Source organism: Bacillus sp. RC240 (assembly GCF_044907945.1).
Classification (GTDB): Bacteria; Bacillota; Bacilli; order Bacillales; family Bacillaceae_G; genus Bacillus_A; species Bacillus_A mycoides.
Genome location: NZ_JBIYCT010000001.1, coordinates 945,605 through 963,142, shown reverse-complemented (window position 1 = coordinate 963,142; position 17,538 = coordinate 945,605). Strand labels below are relative to the sequence as shown.

Genomic DNA, 17,538 nt, shown 5'->3' with positions numbered 1-17,538 from the left:
AAGAAACCTCCTATTCAACCCCCTAAGTTTCAAATAAAAACCAAGGGAACTATTTCGAATTTATTGATTCAGCGGAATATACCTTAGACTGCGATGGTAATAAAGTAAACACGCACAATATGATAGTAATAAGTAGCATTACCAATACTCCTACAATGACTACAAGTTGTATAGAAGTGAATTGAGTTGCAACGCCGAACAGAATCGTTATAAAAATTGTTAAAACAGCTATAACGAGCCCGTATATACTCCCGATTCGTCCCATCATATGAACCGGAACGTTATTTTGATAAAATGTGTAAAATCCTGTATTTGCATATGCCATAGAGAAAGATAAAACAAAGAATCCGATAGCAGCCATTAAAAACTCATTTGAAAAAGCATAAATCAAATATCCGATTGCAATGAATAATGATCCTATCCCAATTAGAAATGAAGGTGCTAATTTTTTTGATAAAATTGTATTTGTTATTGCTCCTAAAATAAAACCCGCACCAGCGGTACTAACTAAAAAGCCATACTCACTATCTGTTAACAATAAAACTTCTTTCGCAAACGATAGTTCAAGTGAATCTATAGCGGTAGCTAAAACCATCATTCCTTGGAATAGGAAATAAACACATACTATATACACAGATTTTTTGCTGAAATTTAAAACTATGTTCCTATCTTTCTTTAATACAGTTAGTGACAATTTATCATTGGATGTATTAAAATCGTCTTTTTTATCAAGATTAGGTAAAAGTAATGTAATGAACCCTGATAGCAAAAATGCTATAGCATTCATATATATAGCAAACTCTGGTGTACCAGCAATTAATAATATCCCCGCTACTGCTGGACCGATTAAAAATGCACCAGATCCTATTAAACTACGTAGTGAGTTGAAACGTTGTCTTTGCTCTACTGGAATTAATTTCGTCATATATGTCATAGCAGTTGGTTCATAAATCGCACTGGCCATGCTTATAAAAAATACTAAGAGATAGACAATCCAAAGGGATGGAACCAAGGGTAAAATAGCGATAAATACTACTCGATATATATCGAGGTGAATCATTAACTTTCGTTTATTTAAACGATCTATCATACTTCCTGACCAAGCGTTTGTAAATAAAGTGGCTAATGGTTTTATCATATATAAAGTAGCGACAGCTAAGGCTGAGCCACCCATATTATAGACAAGTACATTCAGTGCGATTAAATAAATCCATGCACCTAAATTCGCAATACCAACTCCGGACAATAGTAATAAAGGATATTTCCAATCTTTAAGTAATTTTTTCACTTTAGGCACCCGCTTTCTAAATTGTTTTAAAACAATAAAAAAATCCCACCCCCAAGACTTAAAGTCTTAGGGACGAGATTTATCATCGCGGTGCCACCCTAGTTTGTTAATATGTCGCCATATTAACCTTATCAGGTACTGCACTATTTTCATGCTTATACCTTAGCTCTATAACGGGAGCTCCCGTCACACCATCCACTTTTAAAAGGTTCCGATGTGCTGCTCAGAGACTTGATTCAATAAAGAATTTTTGCTCCTTTTCAGCTAAATGGAGCTCTCTGTGAAAAATTCATTTTATTTACTCTTCTCTTCACTGCATTTGGTTTTTTCCATATTATCACATAGGTTTTATATTGTAAATAATTAAAAAGAATAATCAGTTTTTTTAAAAAGTGAGCATCCTTTATAATTTTGTAACTTGATTTTTTATTTATTAAAAAATATGGTGCGTGAAATTGCTTGTAACTCTAACAAAAAGAGCCTATTATACTATAGACTCTTACAAAATTCGATATTAATTTGTACTCGCTTCTGCTAATGGTTCTAGAGACGGTTCCAAATCTAGTTTTAAAGTATCACCTTCTTGTATATATTGTTCCTTTTCAATGCTTTGACTCGTTACATACCCTGTACCTGTTGTTTTTAAATCTAATTTCAACAACTTAGAGAAATACATAACATCACGCATTGACCAACCTTTTAGGTTAGGCATTTTCACATTACTTCCTACTAGAAATATGCGATCTCCTTCACTCATTACCTCGCCAGTCTGTGGATATTGTTTTATTATCTTTCCTTCTCCTAATAATACCGGCTGAAGTTTCTCTTTTTCTGCAATATTTTTTACGGTATCCATTGTTTGATTTACATAATTTTGTACTTTTATTTCAGATTGCTTTGTTGCATCTGCCATTTGCTTTTCTGTATATGGTTTCACTTTTAAATATTCTAGACTATTTTTCATAACTGGTTTAAAAATTTCAGCAAGAGGCTGAGCACCGTATTCATTCCCCTTTAATTTAGGTTGCTTAATGGCTAAATATACGACTAATTGCGGATCATCAATTGGAGCCATTCCTAAGAATGAAAAAATATAATTATCTTTCCCTTCCATATATCGTCCATTTTCAGGATTCGGAATTTGCGCTGTCCCTGTTTTACCACCAATCGGATAACCATCAATTTTATACATCGTTCCCGTTCCTTTAGATGATGTTATAACACGCTCCATTAAGTTCCTTACCTTATCTGCGGTTTCTTTTTTAATCGGATTCCCTATTTCTTTAGGTTGATTTTCCATAATAACTTGTTTATTTGTTGGATTTACAACCTTATCAACAATATAAGGTTGCATCATTTTCCCGTCATTTGCTATAGCTGTGGCCGCTTGTACGATTTGAATAGGAGTTACAGTTGAGCCTTGGCCGAAAGATGTAGTAACTTGTTGAATTTGAGTATTTAACAATAATGTATTTTTACTTTCTCCAGGTAAATCTATCCCTGTTTTTTGATTGAAACCAAATTTATTCATATATTGCTTGAATTTATTTGGTTTCAGTAACTGGTCTTCTAAAATAGAAAAAGCAACGTTCGATGACCTTTCAAACCCTTCATCAAATGTAATTGAGCCCCATCCATAGCCGCCATTATGATCTTTAATCTCTGCTGAACCAACTGCGTATTTTCCTGATTGGAAATATTCTTTCCCGTTATATACACCTTCATTAATTGCAGCAGCTAATGTAAAAACTTTCATTGTAGACCCTGGTTCGAATGCATTCGCAATTGGATCGTTTAAAAAATATTCAATGTCTCCCTTGTTAGGATTATAACTAGGCTTACTAGACATTGCTAAAATCTTACCTGTTTTTGGATCTGCAATAATTCCTACTAACATAGAAGGGTCATAGTGTTGCTCCGCTTTGTTCATTGCATCTTCTAAAAAACTATTAATTTGTTTATCAAGCGTAAGGTATACGTTATTTCCATTTTTAGCAGGTTCTATTTTTCCTATATCATTTGTAAGTGGGATACCATTTCGTGAACCTACATATTTTACATTTCCGTTTGTAGAGCGCAAATATTTATCAAGACTTTGTTCGAGTCCAAACTTACCTTCTGCATTTCCTTTTTCATCTGGCCTAGCAAAACCTAGGATATATGATGCAAAGTCTTCGTTTGGATATACTCTTGCTTTTTCTGTCGTAAATGACACCCCTGGTATTTTTAATTTTTTTATTTCCTCCTTCACTTCTCTAGGTAAATTCCGTCCAATTTTACCAATTTCAACTTGCGTACGTCCTTCGTGAAAATTTTTCATGATCTCCTCTTTATCAACTTCAAGCGCATCTGCTAAACGTTGTGCGGTATCTTCTTTATCTTTTAATTTATCTTTTCCTTTTAGGTTTACAACGATGCGATATGTCGTTGAGTCTTGGACTAATACTTTACCGTTTTGATCATAAATTGTCCCGCGATTTGCCTCTAAAACTCCATTTTTGTTTTGTTGTTCCTTCGCAAGATCCTTTACATTAACATTATGCACGACTCCTACCGCTTGAATATAAAATATGCGTAAAAGCATAGTAAGAAACAAAACAATAAAAGCAATCATCATATATCGAGCGCTTTTATTCGTTTGAAGTTTATGCATACTAATCTCCTTTCCTTTACAATGCATTAATGCGAAGATGCACTTTTTTATTTTAGATACTATATTTTTCGTAGTTTTTTCAGTGAATTCCTCTAAAACGATAAGAAAACAATCTAAGTTGCTATTTGTTTCTGATCGTTTATGTTTTTAAATATAAAATACGGTGAGTGAAATTTTTCGAATCTTCAAATAAAAAGAACCTACTTTTTGGTAGGTTCTTAAGTTTACGCTCTGTGGTTATATTTCGCTAAAAAAGGAACGCGTTTTGCTACTAGTGCATACATTTTGAAAATAAAACTTGCTAACGGTTCAAATATACGTGCGCTTTGCATCACTAATCCACTTGTAATAAATGTTAAGAACGCAGCACCAAGTATATCTAGAGGATAATGAACGCCTACGTACATGCGTGATACACCGACTAATATTGCCCATATTAACGCGATATATTTAAGTTTTTCTCCTCTTAGAATAAATACGAAAGCAATCGAAAATACGAGTACAGAATGATCACTTACAAATGATGAATCTGCTGCATGCGGTACTAATTGATTTACATGATGTGTTATAAAAGGACGCGGATGGTAATATACCGCATGTATAAGAACATTTACTAATAATGCAATACTAACTGAAAGTGTCGTATATAACACTGTATATTGTTTTCTAATTGCATTCTCTTTCTTTCCATTATTGAACCATAGGATAAGCATGAATAGAATAGCTACATATGGAACACTATTTGTAATAGCGATCATTAGCGTATCTAATAGCTTGGATGATCCAGCAAAGTTATTAATCCATTGAAATACTGTGTAATTCATATTACTCTCTCCTTATTATTACTCATTGTACTTTAAATAAAGATACAAGTGTTCTTGATTTACACAGTATACAACATCAATATGAAAATGGGCTTAAACTTTTCTCATCTAATTCTCATTTTATTACTATTCATTTGACAATCGTGTAACTATTTACAAGAGCTAAGTATGTATACAGCTTGTAAAACATTTTAAATAGTATGGTAAACACTTTATGCATGAATATAATACTTAACATGTTCATTTAAATATAATTTCTCTGAAATCATATTTTTATTCCATACGAAGGGCAATATTACCGAATTGTTCTCCTTGCTGCATTCGATTTAAAGCTTGAATTGCTTCTTCTAATGGATATACTTTATCAATGATTGGTTTAATATTATGTTCCTCTATAAAATGAATCATCGCATTAAACTCTTCACTGCTCCCCATTGATGTTCCCATAATATCGATTTGATTATAAAATAATGCTCGTAACGGTAATTCGATTTTATCTCCTGAACTTGCACCAAAGTTAACGATTCTTCCATTTGGTTTTAATATATCAAAATATTTTAAGAAAGTCGCCGGACCTATACTATCTATAATTAAATCCACTTTTTCTCCATGTAGGCACTCGTCCCAATTACCAGAACTATTAAAAGAAAAGTCTGCTCCATATTTTTCAGCAGCCTTTCTTTTGTCCTCTATCCTTGAAGTAACACTCACCTTTGCTCCAATTGCTTTAGCAAATAACATAGCATAAGTAGCTACACCACCGCCGATTCCCGGAATTAGGACATGTTCTTCAGGTTTTAATCTACCTTTTGTAAAAAGCGCTCTATATGCAGTTAATGCCGATAAAGATAAAACGCCAGATTCTTCCCACGTAAGATATGATGGCTTTTCCACTACATTTTCTGCTGGTACAATAACATATTCAGCAAACGTTCCATCGGCTGGTCCACCTAGTACTTCAGGTAACTCTGGTATTTCATGAGTATTATTCCATCCAATACTAGGGTTAATAATAACCTCGGTATGTAGTGAAATATTTGAAACTCCTTCTCCTAGTTCTATAACAATACCTGCACCATCTGACCCTAAAACTAATGGTAGTTCCATTTCTTTTCTATTATTCATTATAAATAAATCACGATGATTTAAACCTGCTGCTCTTAATTTCACTTTAACTTCCCCCACATTAGGAGTTATCTCCGGTGATAATTTATATTCTAAACCTTCTAATCCTTTTTTATGTTGATGTACAATAGCTTTCATTAATTATTCCCCCTTAATCCTTTCAATGTACTTTAAATATCGAAATAAATAAAATAATTTGATTACTAAGCATCAAAAAAGGAGGAAATACAAAATGTATTCCTCCTTTTAAAGAGTATTTTCAAAAAGAATTTTTTACCTTTAACTATTCATGTGTAGTATCAGGAAATGTAATTGTAACAATTGTTCCTTCGTTTTCTTTACTCTCTAATTGAATAGTTCCGCTATATTTTTCTACAAGCCGTTTTGCAATAGATAGACCTAGCCCATTGCCACCTTGTTTTCGGCTTCTCGCTTTATCGACTCTATAAAAACGGTTAAGAACAAATGGTAAATCCGATTCAGGTATTCCCGCTCCATGATCTATTATGCGAATATTAATTTCCCCCGACTGTATACTTGATTCAATACAAATATACTTATTAGCTTCTTTTGTATATTTCACTGCATTATCCATTACAATAATAATAATTTGTTCTAAGTAAGATGATGGCATTGAAACATATGCATCATCTGCATCCAATTTCATATCAAATTTAAAGTCCGTTTGCAGTATTGCAAAGTTTTGTGTAACTTGTTTTAATACGCTATTAACATGGACTCGTTCGACTGCTATAGGATGCATCTGTTCTGATTCGGCTCTTGATAGCTCTAGCAGTTCTGAAACTAATTTATTTAATCGATCTACTTCTTTTAGACTGGATTGAAGAGATTTATCCAATACTGCTGAATCATTTTTTCCCCATCGATTCAGCATTGATAAGTGCCCTTGAATAATTGTTAATGGTGTTCTTAATTCATGCGATGCGTCTTCTACAAACTGTTTTTGCTGTGTAAAAGAAGTTTCTACTTCATCCATCATTTCATTAAAAAGAATCGATAATTTTGCGAGTTCATCATTATTTTCTCGTACTGGAACTCTTTCATTTAGTCCGTTTTTCTTAATACGCTTCATCGTATCCGTTATGTTTTGGACACTTGATAAAAGCTTTTTCGTTATAAGTATTCCGCCTAAAAAACTAAACACTAATCCACATATCCCTGCAAAGACCATTACCACTAAGATAATTTTTAATAAATGATCAAATGTCTCTAAGTTTTTCGTAAGTTCAATAGTTCCCGTGAATTTTTTTGTTTGAATTGGTATGCGCTCAACTAATATTCGATCTTCTATATGTCTTTTTATAAATGATTCATCTTGTGTAACATTTTTTGGTTCTATCCACGATTCATTAAAATCTCGCGAAACAGTAACAATGGGTTTTCCATCATTTCCGATAATACGAATCATTTGATGTTTATCAATCATGTTGTTAAGAAATTCATTACTGTTTTCAAATGTTTTGCTCGAGAGCGTTTCGTTTTTATCTTGAAAATATGCCGCTATTTCTGTCAATTGTCTGTTTATTTGTTTCTGTTCATAATCTATAGTCCACTTATTAATTACAATGAATTGTAACGTGCTATACAAAATAAACAAAATGAATACTAGTGTAGTGGACCAAAGTGTTAATTTCCACTTTATAGGTAAATTTCGAATTCGGTACACAATGTTTTTTATCATTTCATTATATATCCAGCACCGCGGACTGTTTGGATATACTCCTCCTTATCTAAACTATGTAACTTATTACGTAAATAACGAACATACACATCGACTATATTTGTCTCAACCATTGCATCATATCCCCATACTTGGTCCAGTAGAATATCACGGGTAAGAACTCGATTAATATTTTTCATAAACATAAGCAGTAGCTCGAATTCTTTATTTGTAAGTTCGATTTCTTCATTTCCTTTAGTTATAGTTCGAGATTCAATCTGAAGCTGTAGATCTTTAAACGAAAGAAATGATGCGTGCTTTTGCTCTGTATTTTCTTCTCTCCTAAAAATCACTCTCATACGTGCTAAAAGTTCTTCAATTGCAAACGGTTTTGGAAGATAATCATCAGCTCCACTATCTAACCCTGTCACACGGTCCATAATACTATCACGAGCAGTCAACATAATAATAGGTGTACTTTTAGTTGCTCTTAGTCGACGACATACTTCCAGTCCGTTTAATCCCGGTAACATTAAATCAAGTAATATGAGATCGTAATTCTTTTCAAGTGCTGCTTCTAATCCCTTTCTTCCATCAAGTTGTATATCTACTATATATCCTTCATACTTTAATTCTAATTCTAAAAAATCTGCTAAGCTTTCCTCATCCTCAATAATTAGTATATGTTGCAACGATACTTCCTCCTATACGATTAAATGAATAAGCAATCCTATTCCGAATATGACTGCAATAATTTGATGTGCTTTTCGATACATCTTCAATTTTGTTTTCTGATTAGATTTCTGTAAAACAAATCCCGCAACCCCTAATGTTATTAAGGTTAAAAGAGAAAATATACCACTGTATACTAGCATAATATGCCGACTTCCTTTTATTAAAAAGTAAATACCGTGAGTAGTCGCAACGGCTATTACAGCGTATCCAATTAATACATGAAAATGTTTTATAAAAAGATATAGCTCTTTAATTATTTTAAATCCGTGAATATGTTTCTTCTTTAAAAATAACCATATATGACGTAAGGACCATAATGATGCAGCTATAATTACCCCGTATTCACCTAAAGAACCTAATTTCTTATTTAGCCATTGTACATTTAATTCATTCCCGTACAAAACATTAATAAATAGCAATTCTACACTACAAACAATAATAGTAATACCAATTATTTTAACATATATATGGAAATATTTATTTCTAAGTATTTTCTCCATTTTATATAATCTCCTTTTGACTCAAAAGCTCTATAATCAGCAGTGTATCAAGTAAAAGAGAGAATAACATGAGAGAAAGATTAAAATAAAATGAGAATCTGCAAACTACTTATATTTTATTTATCTCTTTTTTGGCCAATTCTAATATGTTGCAAATAAACGGTGCTTTTGCATTTGTATATGAAACACGATCAAAAGGATAGGTAGCAGCAAGCATCTCTTTTAATACTCTATATTCTTCACGTGCCCACTCATGATTTATTAGAAAGTCTCGAAATAAAAGGTTGTTCCTCCATTCCTCGCTATTATAAATATAAATATGTAAATGGTGGGTACCAGCTCTCCATTTACCTTTTCTAAAAAAACGCCAATTAGGTGTTTTTTTAGGAACATGTTCATAGCCAATTTCTTCTAGGGCTTCCCTCCAATTCCCGGTAATTTGTAAATTTGTTACGCCGATCATCATATCAATAAGAGGTTTAGCCCCTAACCCTTCTACGGCTGTGCTTCCGATATGTTCAATAGCAATAATTTCTTCATGGAGTAACGGCACAATTTTATTTTTTTCATTTAAAAACTCTGTATGCCAATATTGTTGGTACGGTTTAATTATGATTTTTCCATCCATTTGCTTTCCTCCTTATAACTATATATTATTATATTTATAAAATTTAAATTTATAAATATAGGGATTTCACAAAATATGTCGAATACTGTAATGGACAACTTAATTATATTAAATTTGAGGTGAATTATGAAAGATATTCCAGTTAAAATTCAGTTAGATACTATAACATTCCAACTAAAAAAACATCATAATTTTGATTGGCTTACAAAACTAGGTACAGTATTTGCGGTTTTTGACCAACAAGATTCCGGTAATATAAGTTTTGGTGTTGAAAAGAATGGGAAAAAGAACTTTATAAAATATGCAGGGGCACAAACACTCTCATATAATGCTTCTACAAATGAAGCTATACAAAGATTAAAAAGCTCAGTTACTATATACAATGAATTAAAACACGTTTCTCTTATAAGTTTAATTGATCACTACCCTGTACAACATGGATATGTTTTAATTTTTGATTGGTTTGACGGTGAATGTCTTCACTCGCACTGGAGTTTCCCTCCCCCCAGCAAAATATACTAATCCTAACTCACCATTTTATAAATATAAAAAATTATCCGTTAAAAATAGGCTAGTTTCATTAAATTCTATTTTTAATTTCCATACTTACGTTGAACACAAAAACTATGTAGCTATTGATTTTTATGACGGTAGTATTTTGTACAACTTTAAAACTAATGAAATAAAAATTTGTGATATTGATTTATACAGTAACAAACCGTATGTAAATAAAATGGGACGAATGTGGGGGTCATCTCGTTTTATGTCACCTGAAGAGTTTCAACTTAACTCTATAATAGACGGACAAACAAACGTATTTAATATGGGGGCTATAGCTTTTGCACTACTAGGTGGCGGGCAAGATCGTTCCTTTATGAAATGGGAAACTAGTGAAGGCTTATATGAAGTAGCATACCGTGCTGTAAATGAAAATCGTAGTGAGCGCTATGCGTCAATGGAAGAGTTTAATAATGCATGGTTAAAAGCCTATAACACTGAAAATCTATAAAAACTACATACATTGTAAAAGTACATGTAAAACTTGCACTTTTATAATGTATAATACATATGGGATTGAAATTCAGGATAACGGGGCATGTATTATGAACTTTGTTTACATTAATCAAAATGTTTTAAATAATCTTCTTTATATTTTAAGCAGTATATTTGTTTTTTATTTTATTTATGATAGTGGGTACTTCGGGAAGAAATATAAGAAACTACTTATCATTCTTTGTACGAGTATCCCACTAATTTTATGTATGCGGTATCCCATCTATATGGATGAAAATTATATTCATGATTTAAGACAAATCCCCTTTTTAATTGGTACACTTTATGGTGGATTTCCAGTCGGTATTGCATTACTCATGATTTTATTAATAATACGTTTTATGTTTTATGGTTTTAGCCTGTTAACAATCATTGTTTATGGAACGATGTTAATCATTACAGCATTCGCATCATCAAAATTTAATACATACAATAGGAAAATAAAAGTAACTTCATCTATGTTTTTAACTTTTTTCCTTGCAATATTTACAACAGTAATTGTTTTAACTCTATCAGATTTTGAAGTGAATAATTTGTACATTATTTATTTCATTCTATTACCAACTATTTTAATATTATTTATGGTCTATTTTAATGAGGTTTTAAAAGATGCAATATTTATGCGATCAAAATTAATAAAAGTTGAAAAAATGGAGATTGTCAGCCAACTCGCTGCAAGTATTTCACATGAAGTAAGGAATCCATTGACTGTTGTAAAAGGATTTACACAACTTTTAAAAACACCCAATATAACTCAACAATCCAAAGATGAGTATATTGAACATATTCTTGAAGAGTTAAATCGTGCACAAGCAATTATTGATGATTACTTAACTTTTGCCAAACCAGCTTCAGAAAAACTAGATCATATTTCAGTGGAGCACGAGTTAAATCGAGTTATTAATATGATGTTGCCTTTTTGTAACATGAATAATATTAATATTACAAAAGAGTTCTCAGAGGGAACAATTATTGGTAATACACAGCACTTCCATCAATGTTTTTTAAATTTAATAAAAAACAGTATAGAAGCAATGCCATGTGGCGGTAATCTAATTATTTCTGCAACTGTTAGCAATAATAAGGTCATAATAAGGATTCAAGATAGTGGAGTTGGAATGTCGCAAGAGCAAATTAATCGATTTGGCGAACCATATTTTAGTACGAAAACGAAAGGTACGGGTTTAGGAACGATGGTTGCTGTTAAAATTATTGAAACGATGCGAGGCAGTTTAAAAATCCGAAGTATCGTTAATAAAGGAACTACTTTAACTATTACATTCCCAAAATATAATAATGAGAGCACGTTGCATACTAAATAAAAAAGGAGCATAATGGCTCCTTTTTTATTTCGATACAAAAAGTATCTGCTATGTTTTTTTAATTTACATTTAGAAGAGACTAATTAGAAATTAGTACCCTTAGCTCCAACAACTACATCCAACAATAATTAATAAAATAAATAACACAACTAATAAAGCGAAACCTCCACCAAAACCACAAGAACCGCCGAAACTCATATTTTCTCCTCCTTTTGGTTTGAAAACTAATAGGTAGTTGATCATTTTAACTGGTTCGTATTATACAGTATGTATATCTCCCTTTTTTGAGCATGTCTTCATAAAAATTAGTAAAAGCACTCTATTGAGAGTGCTTTAAAATGGGTACCAGAAGCTTTGGAATACATTCAGCTTTAAGTAAACTGCAATAATCAAAATGATAATACCAACAAAAAGTGTGATGTAATCCTCCTTTTGTGCGTCTTTTGCATAGTACCACGTTCGTTTATCATTTTTTCCAAAACCTCTTAAATCCATTGCATTTGAAACAGTATCAATCCTTTCTAAGGAATGAATAATAAGTGGCCAAAAAATTAAAACACGGTTTTTCATACGAATCCACAAGCTCGCTTCTCCTTTTTCAAAAGGTACGCCTCTTGCTTCCTGCGCATGTCTAATGATTATATATTCAGATTGAATGCTTGGTATATAACGCAGTGCAATATTTATTGCATATGTAATTTTATAAGGAACAGCAAATTTATTTAAGCTGCTCACAAATTCACTTGGATGAGTTGTATAAATAAAAAGAAGTGTAAATGGTAATAACGTAAAATATTTCAATGAAAGTGTAGCTGCATAAAATAAAGTTTCATATGTAATTGTTGCATAACCTATATAAAAAAAAGAGGTATACGATCCCGTTAATTCCGATCCATGGGTGGGCGTAATGAAAAGAATCATAACGGAATTTAATAAACTAAATGTAAATATAACGCTGAAAATAACTATAATTTTACGCAATTGAATTTTTGCAATTAAGAGGCCGATACATCCAACAATAAATAAAATTAGCAATATACGAAAATCAAAAAATAAAAAAGTAAGTGTCATACAAAATATAAATAAAGATAATTTAATTGCACCATCCATACGATAAAAATACGTATTATGCATATTCCTCCCTCCTATTAGCTTCAATATAAAGTTTCACAAATGTTTCTGGAGTTGGAATTCCGCTTAATTTAGCTAGTTTTATTAATGAAATCTCCCGTAGATTAGCTCTTTGTAACGTTCCTCGATCCCTTAAAACAGCAGATACAGTATTGTCCGCAATAATTTTCCCTTCATGCAGAACTACCGCTCGATCTGCATATTCTAAAGCAAGATTCATATCGTGTGTGATAATAATAAAGGATGTGCCCCTTTTAGCCAGTTTTCTAATAAACGACATAAACTGTTTGTAATGGTAATAATCTTGTCCAGCTGTTGGCTCATCTAATACAATAAGTTTTGGGTTTGTTATAAGTACAGATGCAATAGTAAGCCTCTTTTTTTGTCCATAGCTTAATGCCTGAATTGGCCAGTTACGAAATGGATATAATCCACAAATTCTTAAAGCTTTTTCGACTCTTGTCTCAATCTCATCTTTAGAAACCTTTTTTAATTGTAATGAATATGAAACCTCTTCTAAAACAGTAGGCTGTGTAATCATTTGATTTGGGTTTTGCATAACATAAGAAATAACTTCCCCGCGTTTACGAATAGACCAACAATTTATATTTTCTCCATCGAATGTTATTCTCCCATTCTTTGTTTTATTTATTCCTATAAGAGTATGAGCTAATGTCGATTTCCCTGCTCCATTATGACCCAATAACGCTACTATTTCTCCCTCTCCTATTGAAAGGTTGATATCTTCTAAGGCTGTATGTTTGTTATTGTACGTAAATGATAAATTTTCTATCTTGCATAAAGCTTTTTTAATATATTTGTTTTTTGATGAAACTTGCTTATGCATCCAGTTCTTTAATAGGCTATGAACGTCTGCATTACGAAGATTTTCAATTGGAAATACCCTAACATTATTACTATCAAAATTTAATTTCTTTAGCGCCTCTATATAAATAGGTTCTCTTAGTCCGATATTTGGTAATATATCAGAATTTAAAATACTATCCGGTGAACCAACGGCAATAACTTCTCCCTCATCTATTAAAATAATTTTATCTAAATCAAGGTTTAATATTTCTTCTATTCGATGTTCAATAATTACAATTGTTTTATTATATTTCTCATGTATATTTTTAATGAGTTCTATTGTATTCAAACTACATGCAGGATCCAAATTAGCTAACGGTTCATCAAATAATAATATATCTGCATTTGTCGTTAGCAGACCTGCAAGAGAGACTGTCTGTTTTTGACCTCCTGATAATTCATGTGGACTTTGTGTATGAAAGTCCTGCATGCTTACCTTTTTTAAAGAATCCGTAACAATCTTTCTCATTTCTATTTGATTTACACAATCGTTTTCTAATGCAAATGCTACATCCTCTTCGACAGTAAGGCCTATAAATTGTGCATCTTGATCTTGTAATATTGTCCCTACGTGTTTACTCTGTTCAAAAACACTACCTTTTCTCGGATCCTTTCCAGCTATTAAAATGTTACCGGTACTTATCCCTTCGTAAGAAAATGGGATTAGCCCATTTATACAATGAGCTAATGTTGACTTACCTGAACCACTTCGTCCAGCGATAAGTACCTTTTCCCCAGGATATATTTGAAATGTAATATCTTTTAAAGTAGGCTGCGTGGTATGCCTATATTGAAAGGTAAATTGTTCAAAAGAAATAATTGGTTGCATGTATTCATCCCTACTTTTCAATTTTTAAATGTGTATGTTTCTTATTTGATTTCGCTAGACCGATCGTGATTGGTAAGCCAAGAACTAAAAATACGATAACGTCTGCAATTGTTGCGCCTAGTACTTGTATAGCTATTTTGTCAAACGGTTCTCCCATCACAATAATATCGAATGCTCCAGCAAATATAATAGCTATGACAATACCAATTAACCCTGCAATTGCAAAATAAGAAATATCACGGTTATTATACGTTCCATGTTTTACACTAAAACCAACTCTTTTTTGTATGAGTCCCATTGCTAATCCAATAATACCTGAACTAATAACCCATCCCCACCAAATACCCCATCCAGCGATCGTATCTGTAACGGTATGACCGATGAGTCCTATTAAAAGTCCTGCTACTGGGCCAAATAACGCTCCAAAAACTGTTAAAATAGCCAATGCGGGTTTAATAAATGTATTCGGTGCGATAGAAAATCCCCAAAGCCCTAATACCCCGTATAAAGCTGCTCCAATTCCAATAGCTACTACTAGCTTTGTCGTTAATTTGTTCATTACAATTCCCCTCTCGTATTATTCAACTTTTAATACTCTATATTTATTTTGAAAATGAATTATGCATCGACACTTCCTTTCTATACAACAAAAAATGACCTCTTAAATAAGAGGTCATTTTCTTTCACGTACAAGAATCCCCTTATCTTTCAAAAGACACATAGTGTCCTCTGCGGAATTAGCACCTTCCTATGTAATTACATAGGGGTTGCTGAGGTTTCATAGGGCCGTTCCCTCTACCTCTCTGGATAAGTATGTAGTTGTAATCTGTATTATGGCACTAACAATAAATAATTTCAATACTTTTCTTACTATTTTTATTTTTCGATAAATAGTTCATTTAAATCATTGTATTCTTATCGGAATTATGAAATAATAAATTCAAAATTGTTACGGGAGGAATGCATGATGAAAGTAATTGGCTTAATTGGCGGACTAAGTTGGGAATCAACATCGTTATATTATAAACATATTAATACACTAACTCTCTCTCAATATGATCAAAATGCGAAGCTTGTTTTATATAGCATGGACTTTGGGGAGGTAACTACATTATTGCAAAACCATCAATATGAAGAAGTGAAAAATGAATTAGTCACGGTAGCAAAAAAGGTAGAAAACTCAGGAGCTGAATGTTTACTAATGTGTTCTAATACTGTACATCTATTTGCTGAGGAAGTAGAACAAGCAATATCAATCCCACTTCTTCATATCGGTGATGTAAGTGCTAAAGAAATGGTAGAACAGAATATAAAACGGATCGGATTATTAGGAACGAAACAAACGATGGAACAAGATTTTTATACATCACGACTAGCAAAATATAACATTGAGACAATTATCCCAAATGACGAAGAAAGAACTTTTATCCATCACGTCATATTAAATGAATTAAGTAGAGGAATTATTTCAGAAACATCAAAAGAAAAACTAATACAAATTACCAATTCATTAATTCAAAATGGTGCGGAAGGAATATTACTAGGCTGTACTGAAATACCATTGCTTATTTCCCAAAATGACCTTACTGTTCCTGTTTTTGATACTGCTTATTTACATGCAAATACTGCTGTACAATTTGCTGGATAATAATATAAAAGCATACAGGTAGAGCCTCTATGCTTTTATATTGTCCGAACTATTTATTTAAAAGAGCATCAATAACTGCAATGGCTCTTTTGGAACCACCACACCCTAAAAAACTTTCATTCAGTTTTCGAATGCCATGTTTATACTTTTCATTTGAAAGAACGTCTGTTACCGCCTTTTTTAAAGTTTGCACATTAACATGCTCTTTCAATAATCTATGTGCTGCCTCAAGCTCAGTTAATCTTTGCGCTATCATAGGTTGATCTTTATCATGCGGTATTATCACAAATGGGACATTATAATGGATTGCATCGTGCACACTATTCATTCCACCATGTGTAATAAAAACATCTGCTTCACTTAATATTTCTGATTGAGGTACGTAAGGGGTTATAATAAAGTTGTCTGGCGCTTGCTTAATTTTTGAAATATCATTTCTATCACCAATCGCCATTACTACAATCCCTTCGAAATTTGAAAAAGCATCAATACAAGTATTAAAAAATGGTTCGAGCCCTTCGAGAAGTGTTCCCATTGAAATATAAATAACTTTCTTTTTTGAAAGCAATTCAAGTGGAAACTTTACATTTGTTTTGCGCTTTATAATACTCGGTCCAATAAAAACATTGTCTTCTCCGAACGAATCGCTATTAGGTTGAAAATAACGACTTGTATACACGAGACTAATATCTCCCTTATTATGCATAAATTGAAGATTATTTTTGGGCTTTACTCCAAATTCATGTTCCATTTGATACAGTAACTTTTCAGAGAGTTCATCGGGTTGGAATTGTATTTCTGCATTTGGATGAAAAGGCAAGGTTTCCAATAATACTGGTGGAATTAAAAATATAGGAGAGGAAACTATGCCTGGAACTTGTAAATATTCCTTTACTAACTCTCCAGCACCAAATATATCATAAACTACGAAATCAAAATTAATGCTTTTACATAATCGTTTCGTAATTTCTAATATGTATAAAGAAGTTTGAACATGTACATGAAAGAAAGATTTTAATCCATATGAAGTTTCATTATCAATAGAAATCTCCTTTAATAAATCCGGATGAGTATGTACAATGGCTCCCAAAACTTCAAGCCTTTCCTTAAAGCTTTCCGTTGTAATATAGTGTACGTTATCACCTCTTTCAGTTAAGGCCTTTACTAAACTTAATGTAGGATTTACATGTCCCTCTGCAGGGAAATTAACTATTAAAATGTTCATCACTTATTTCTCACTCCTTACAATTCAAT

Annotated in this window: 15 protein-coding genes, 1 pseudogene, 1 riboswitch and 1 other annotated feature; of the genes and pseudogenes, 3 read left to right on the top strand and 13 right to left on the bottom strand. The window is 32.2% G+C overall.

All coding sequences use genetic code 11. The features are described from left to right. Nucleotides 1-49: 49 nt before the first annotated feature. From ABH955_RS05065 to ABH955_RS05030, 8 genes are all read right to left on the bottom strand, one after another. Nucleotides 50-1,288 (bottom strand): MFS transporter, encoded by a 1,239-nt coding sequence (locus ABH955_RS05065; protein WP_404453728.1) that lies wholly within the window; start codon nt 1,286-1,288, stop codon nt 50-52. Between the two features lie 65 nt (nt 1,289-1,353). After that, nucleotides 1,354-1,611 (bottom strand) — a binding site (T-box leader). Between the two features lie 191 nt (nt 1,612-1,802). Beyond that, a complete protein-coding gene (locus ABH955_RS05060) occupies nt 1,803-3,941 on the bottom strand; it encodes a penicillin-binding protein (protein WP_404453725.1) in 2,139 nt (712 codons plus the stop codon). A gap of 224 nt (nt 3,942-4,165) precedes the next feature. After that, nucleotides 4,166-4,765, bottom strand: a complete 600-nt coding sequence (locus ABH955_RS05055) for an undecaprenyl-diphosphatase (RefSeq protein ID WP_404447714.1) — start codon at nt 4,763-4,765, stop codon at nt 4,166-4,168. 273 nt (nt 4,766-5,038) lie between these two features. After that, on the bottom strand, nt 5,039-6,028 hold the full coding sequence (locus ABH955_RS05050; RefSeq protein ID WP_242311433.1) for a zinc-binding dehydrogenase: 990 nt from the start codon (nt 6,026-6,028) through the stop codon (nt 5,039-5,041). Nucleotides 6,029-6,173: 145 nt separating this feature from the next. Then, complete coding sequence (locus tag ABH955_RS05045) at nt 6,174-7,592, bottom strand: HAMP domain-containing histidine kinase (RefSeq protein WP_098168276.1); 1,419 nt, start codon at nt 7,590-7,592, stop codon at nt 6,174-6,176. After that, on the bottom strand, nt 7,589-8,263 hold the full coding sequence (locus tag ABH955_RS05040) for a response regulator transcription factor (protein ID WP_002141982.1): 675 nt from the start codon (nt 8,261-8,263) through the stop codon (nt 7,589-7,591). The genes ABH955_RS05045 and ABH955_RS05040 overlap by 4 nt, the downstream gene beginning before the upstream one ends. A 12-nt stretch (nt 8,264-8,275) precedes the next feature. Further along, nucleotides 8,276-8,806 carry a hypothetical protein gene (locus ABH955_RS05035; RefSeq protein ID WP_404453721.1) on the bottom strand — a complete coding sequence of 177 codons (531 nt, stop codon included), beginning with the start codon at nt 8,804-8,806 and terminating at the stop codon, nt 8,276-8,278. A 109-nt stretch (nt 8,807-8,915) separates the two neighbouring features. Then, nucleotides 8,916-9,434 (bottom strand): GrpB family protein, encoded by a 519-nt coding sequence (locus tag ABH955_RS05030; RefSeq protein WP_404447703.1) that lies wholly within the window; start codon nt 9,432-9,434, stop codon nt 8,916-8,918. A gap of 126 nt (nt 9,435-9,560) precedes the next feature. Between ABH955_RS05030 and ABH955_RS05025 the strand changes: the two are divergent. Beyond that, nucleotides 9,561-10,443: pseudogene (locus tag ABH955_RS05025) on the top strand (protein kinase). A gap of 46 nt (nt 10,444-10,489) precedes the next feature. Further along, on the top strand, nt 10,490-11,809 hold the full coding sequence (locus ABH955_RS05020; RefSeq protein ID WP_404447700.1) for a LytS/YhcK type 5TM receptor domain-containing protein: 1,320 nt from the start codon (nt 10,490-10,492) through the stop codon (nt 11,807-11,809). A 99-nt stretch (nt 11,810-11,908) separates the two neighbouring features. Here the strand turns inward: ABH955_RS05020 and ABH955_RS05015 are convergent, their stop codons facing one another. The 4 genes from ABH955_RS05015 to ABH955_RS05000 form a co-directional block, all read right to left on the bottom strand. After that, nucleotides 11,909-12,007, bottom strand: coding sequence for a YjcZ family sporulation protein (locus ABH955_RS05015; RefSeq protein ID WP_000007808.1), 99 nt, complete (start codon nt 12,005-12,007; stop codon nt 11,909-11,911). Between the two features lie 135 nt (nt 12,008-12,142). After that, nucleotides 12,143-12,943 carry an energy-coupling factor transporter transmembrane component T family protein gene (locus ABH955_RS05010; RefSeq protein ID WP_219302469.1) on the bottom strand — a complete coding sequence of 267 codons (801 nt, stop codon included), beginning with the start codon at nt 12,941-12,943 and terminating at the stop codon, nt 12,143-12,145. Next, the gene (locus ABH955_RS05005) at nt 12,936-14,636 is read right to left on the bottom strand and encodes an ABC transporter ATP-binding protein (RefSeq protein ID WP_404453715.1); all 1,701 of its coding nucleotides are present in this window, start codon (nt 14,634-14,636) and stop codon (nt 12,936-12,938) included. The genes ABH955_RS05010 and ABH955_RS05005 overlap by 8 nt, the downstream gene beginning before the upstream one ends. A 10-nt stretch (nt 14,637-14,646) precedes the next feature. Next, on the bottom strand, nt 14,647-15,195 hold the full coding sequence (locus ABH955_RS05000; RefSeq protein WP_404453712.1) for an ECF-type riboflavin transporter substrate-binding protein: 549 nt from the start codon (nt 15,193-15,195) through the stop codon (nt 14,647-14,649). Between the two features lie 139 nt (nt 15,196-15,334). Beyond that, a riboswitch (SAM riboswitch) is annotated at nt 15,335-15,450 on the bottom strand. A 150-nt stretch (nt 15,451-15,600) separates the two neighbouring features. Here ABH955_RS05000 and ABH955_RS04995 point away from each other — a divergent pair. Beyond that, the gene (locus tag ABH955_RS04995; protein ID WP_002136616.1) at nt 15,601-16,284 is read left to right on the top strand and encodes an aspartate/glutamate racemase family protein; all 684 of its coding nucleotides are present in this window, start codon (nt 15,601-15,603) and stop codon (nt 16,282-16,284) included. Between the two features lie 49 nt (nt 16,285-16,333). On the opposite strand, the gene ABH955_RS04990 is transcribed toward ABH955_RS04995, so the two are convergent. After that, the gene (locus ABH955_RS04990; protein WP_404453709.1) at nt 16,334-17,512 is read right to left on the bottom strand and encodes a macrolide family glycosyltransferase; all 1,179 of its coding nucleotides are present in this window, start codon (nt 17,510-17,512) and stop codon (nt 16,334-16,336) included. Between the last annotated feature and the right edge of the window lie 26 nt (nt 17,513-17,538).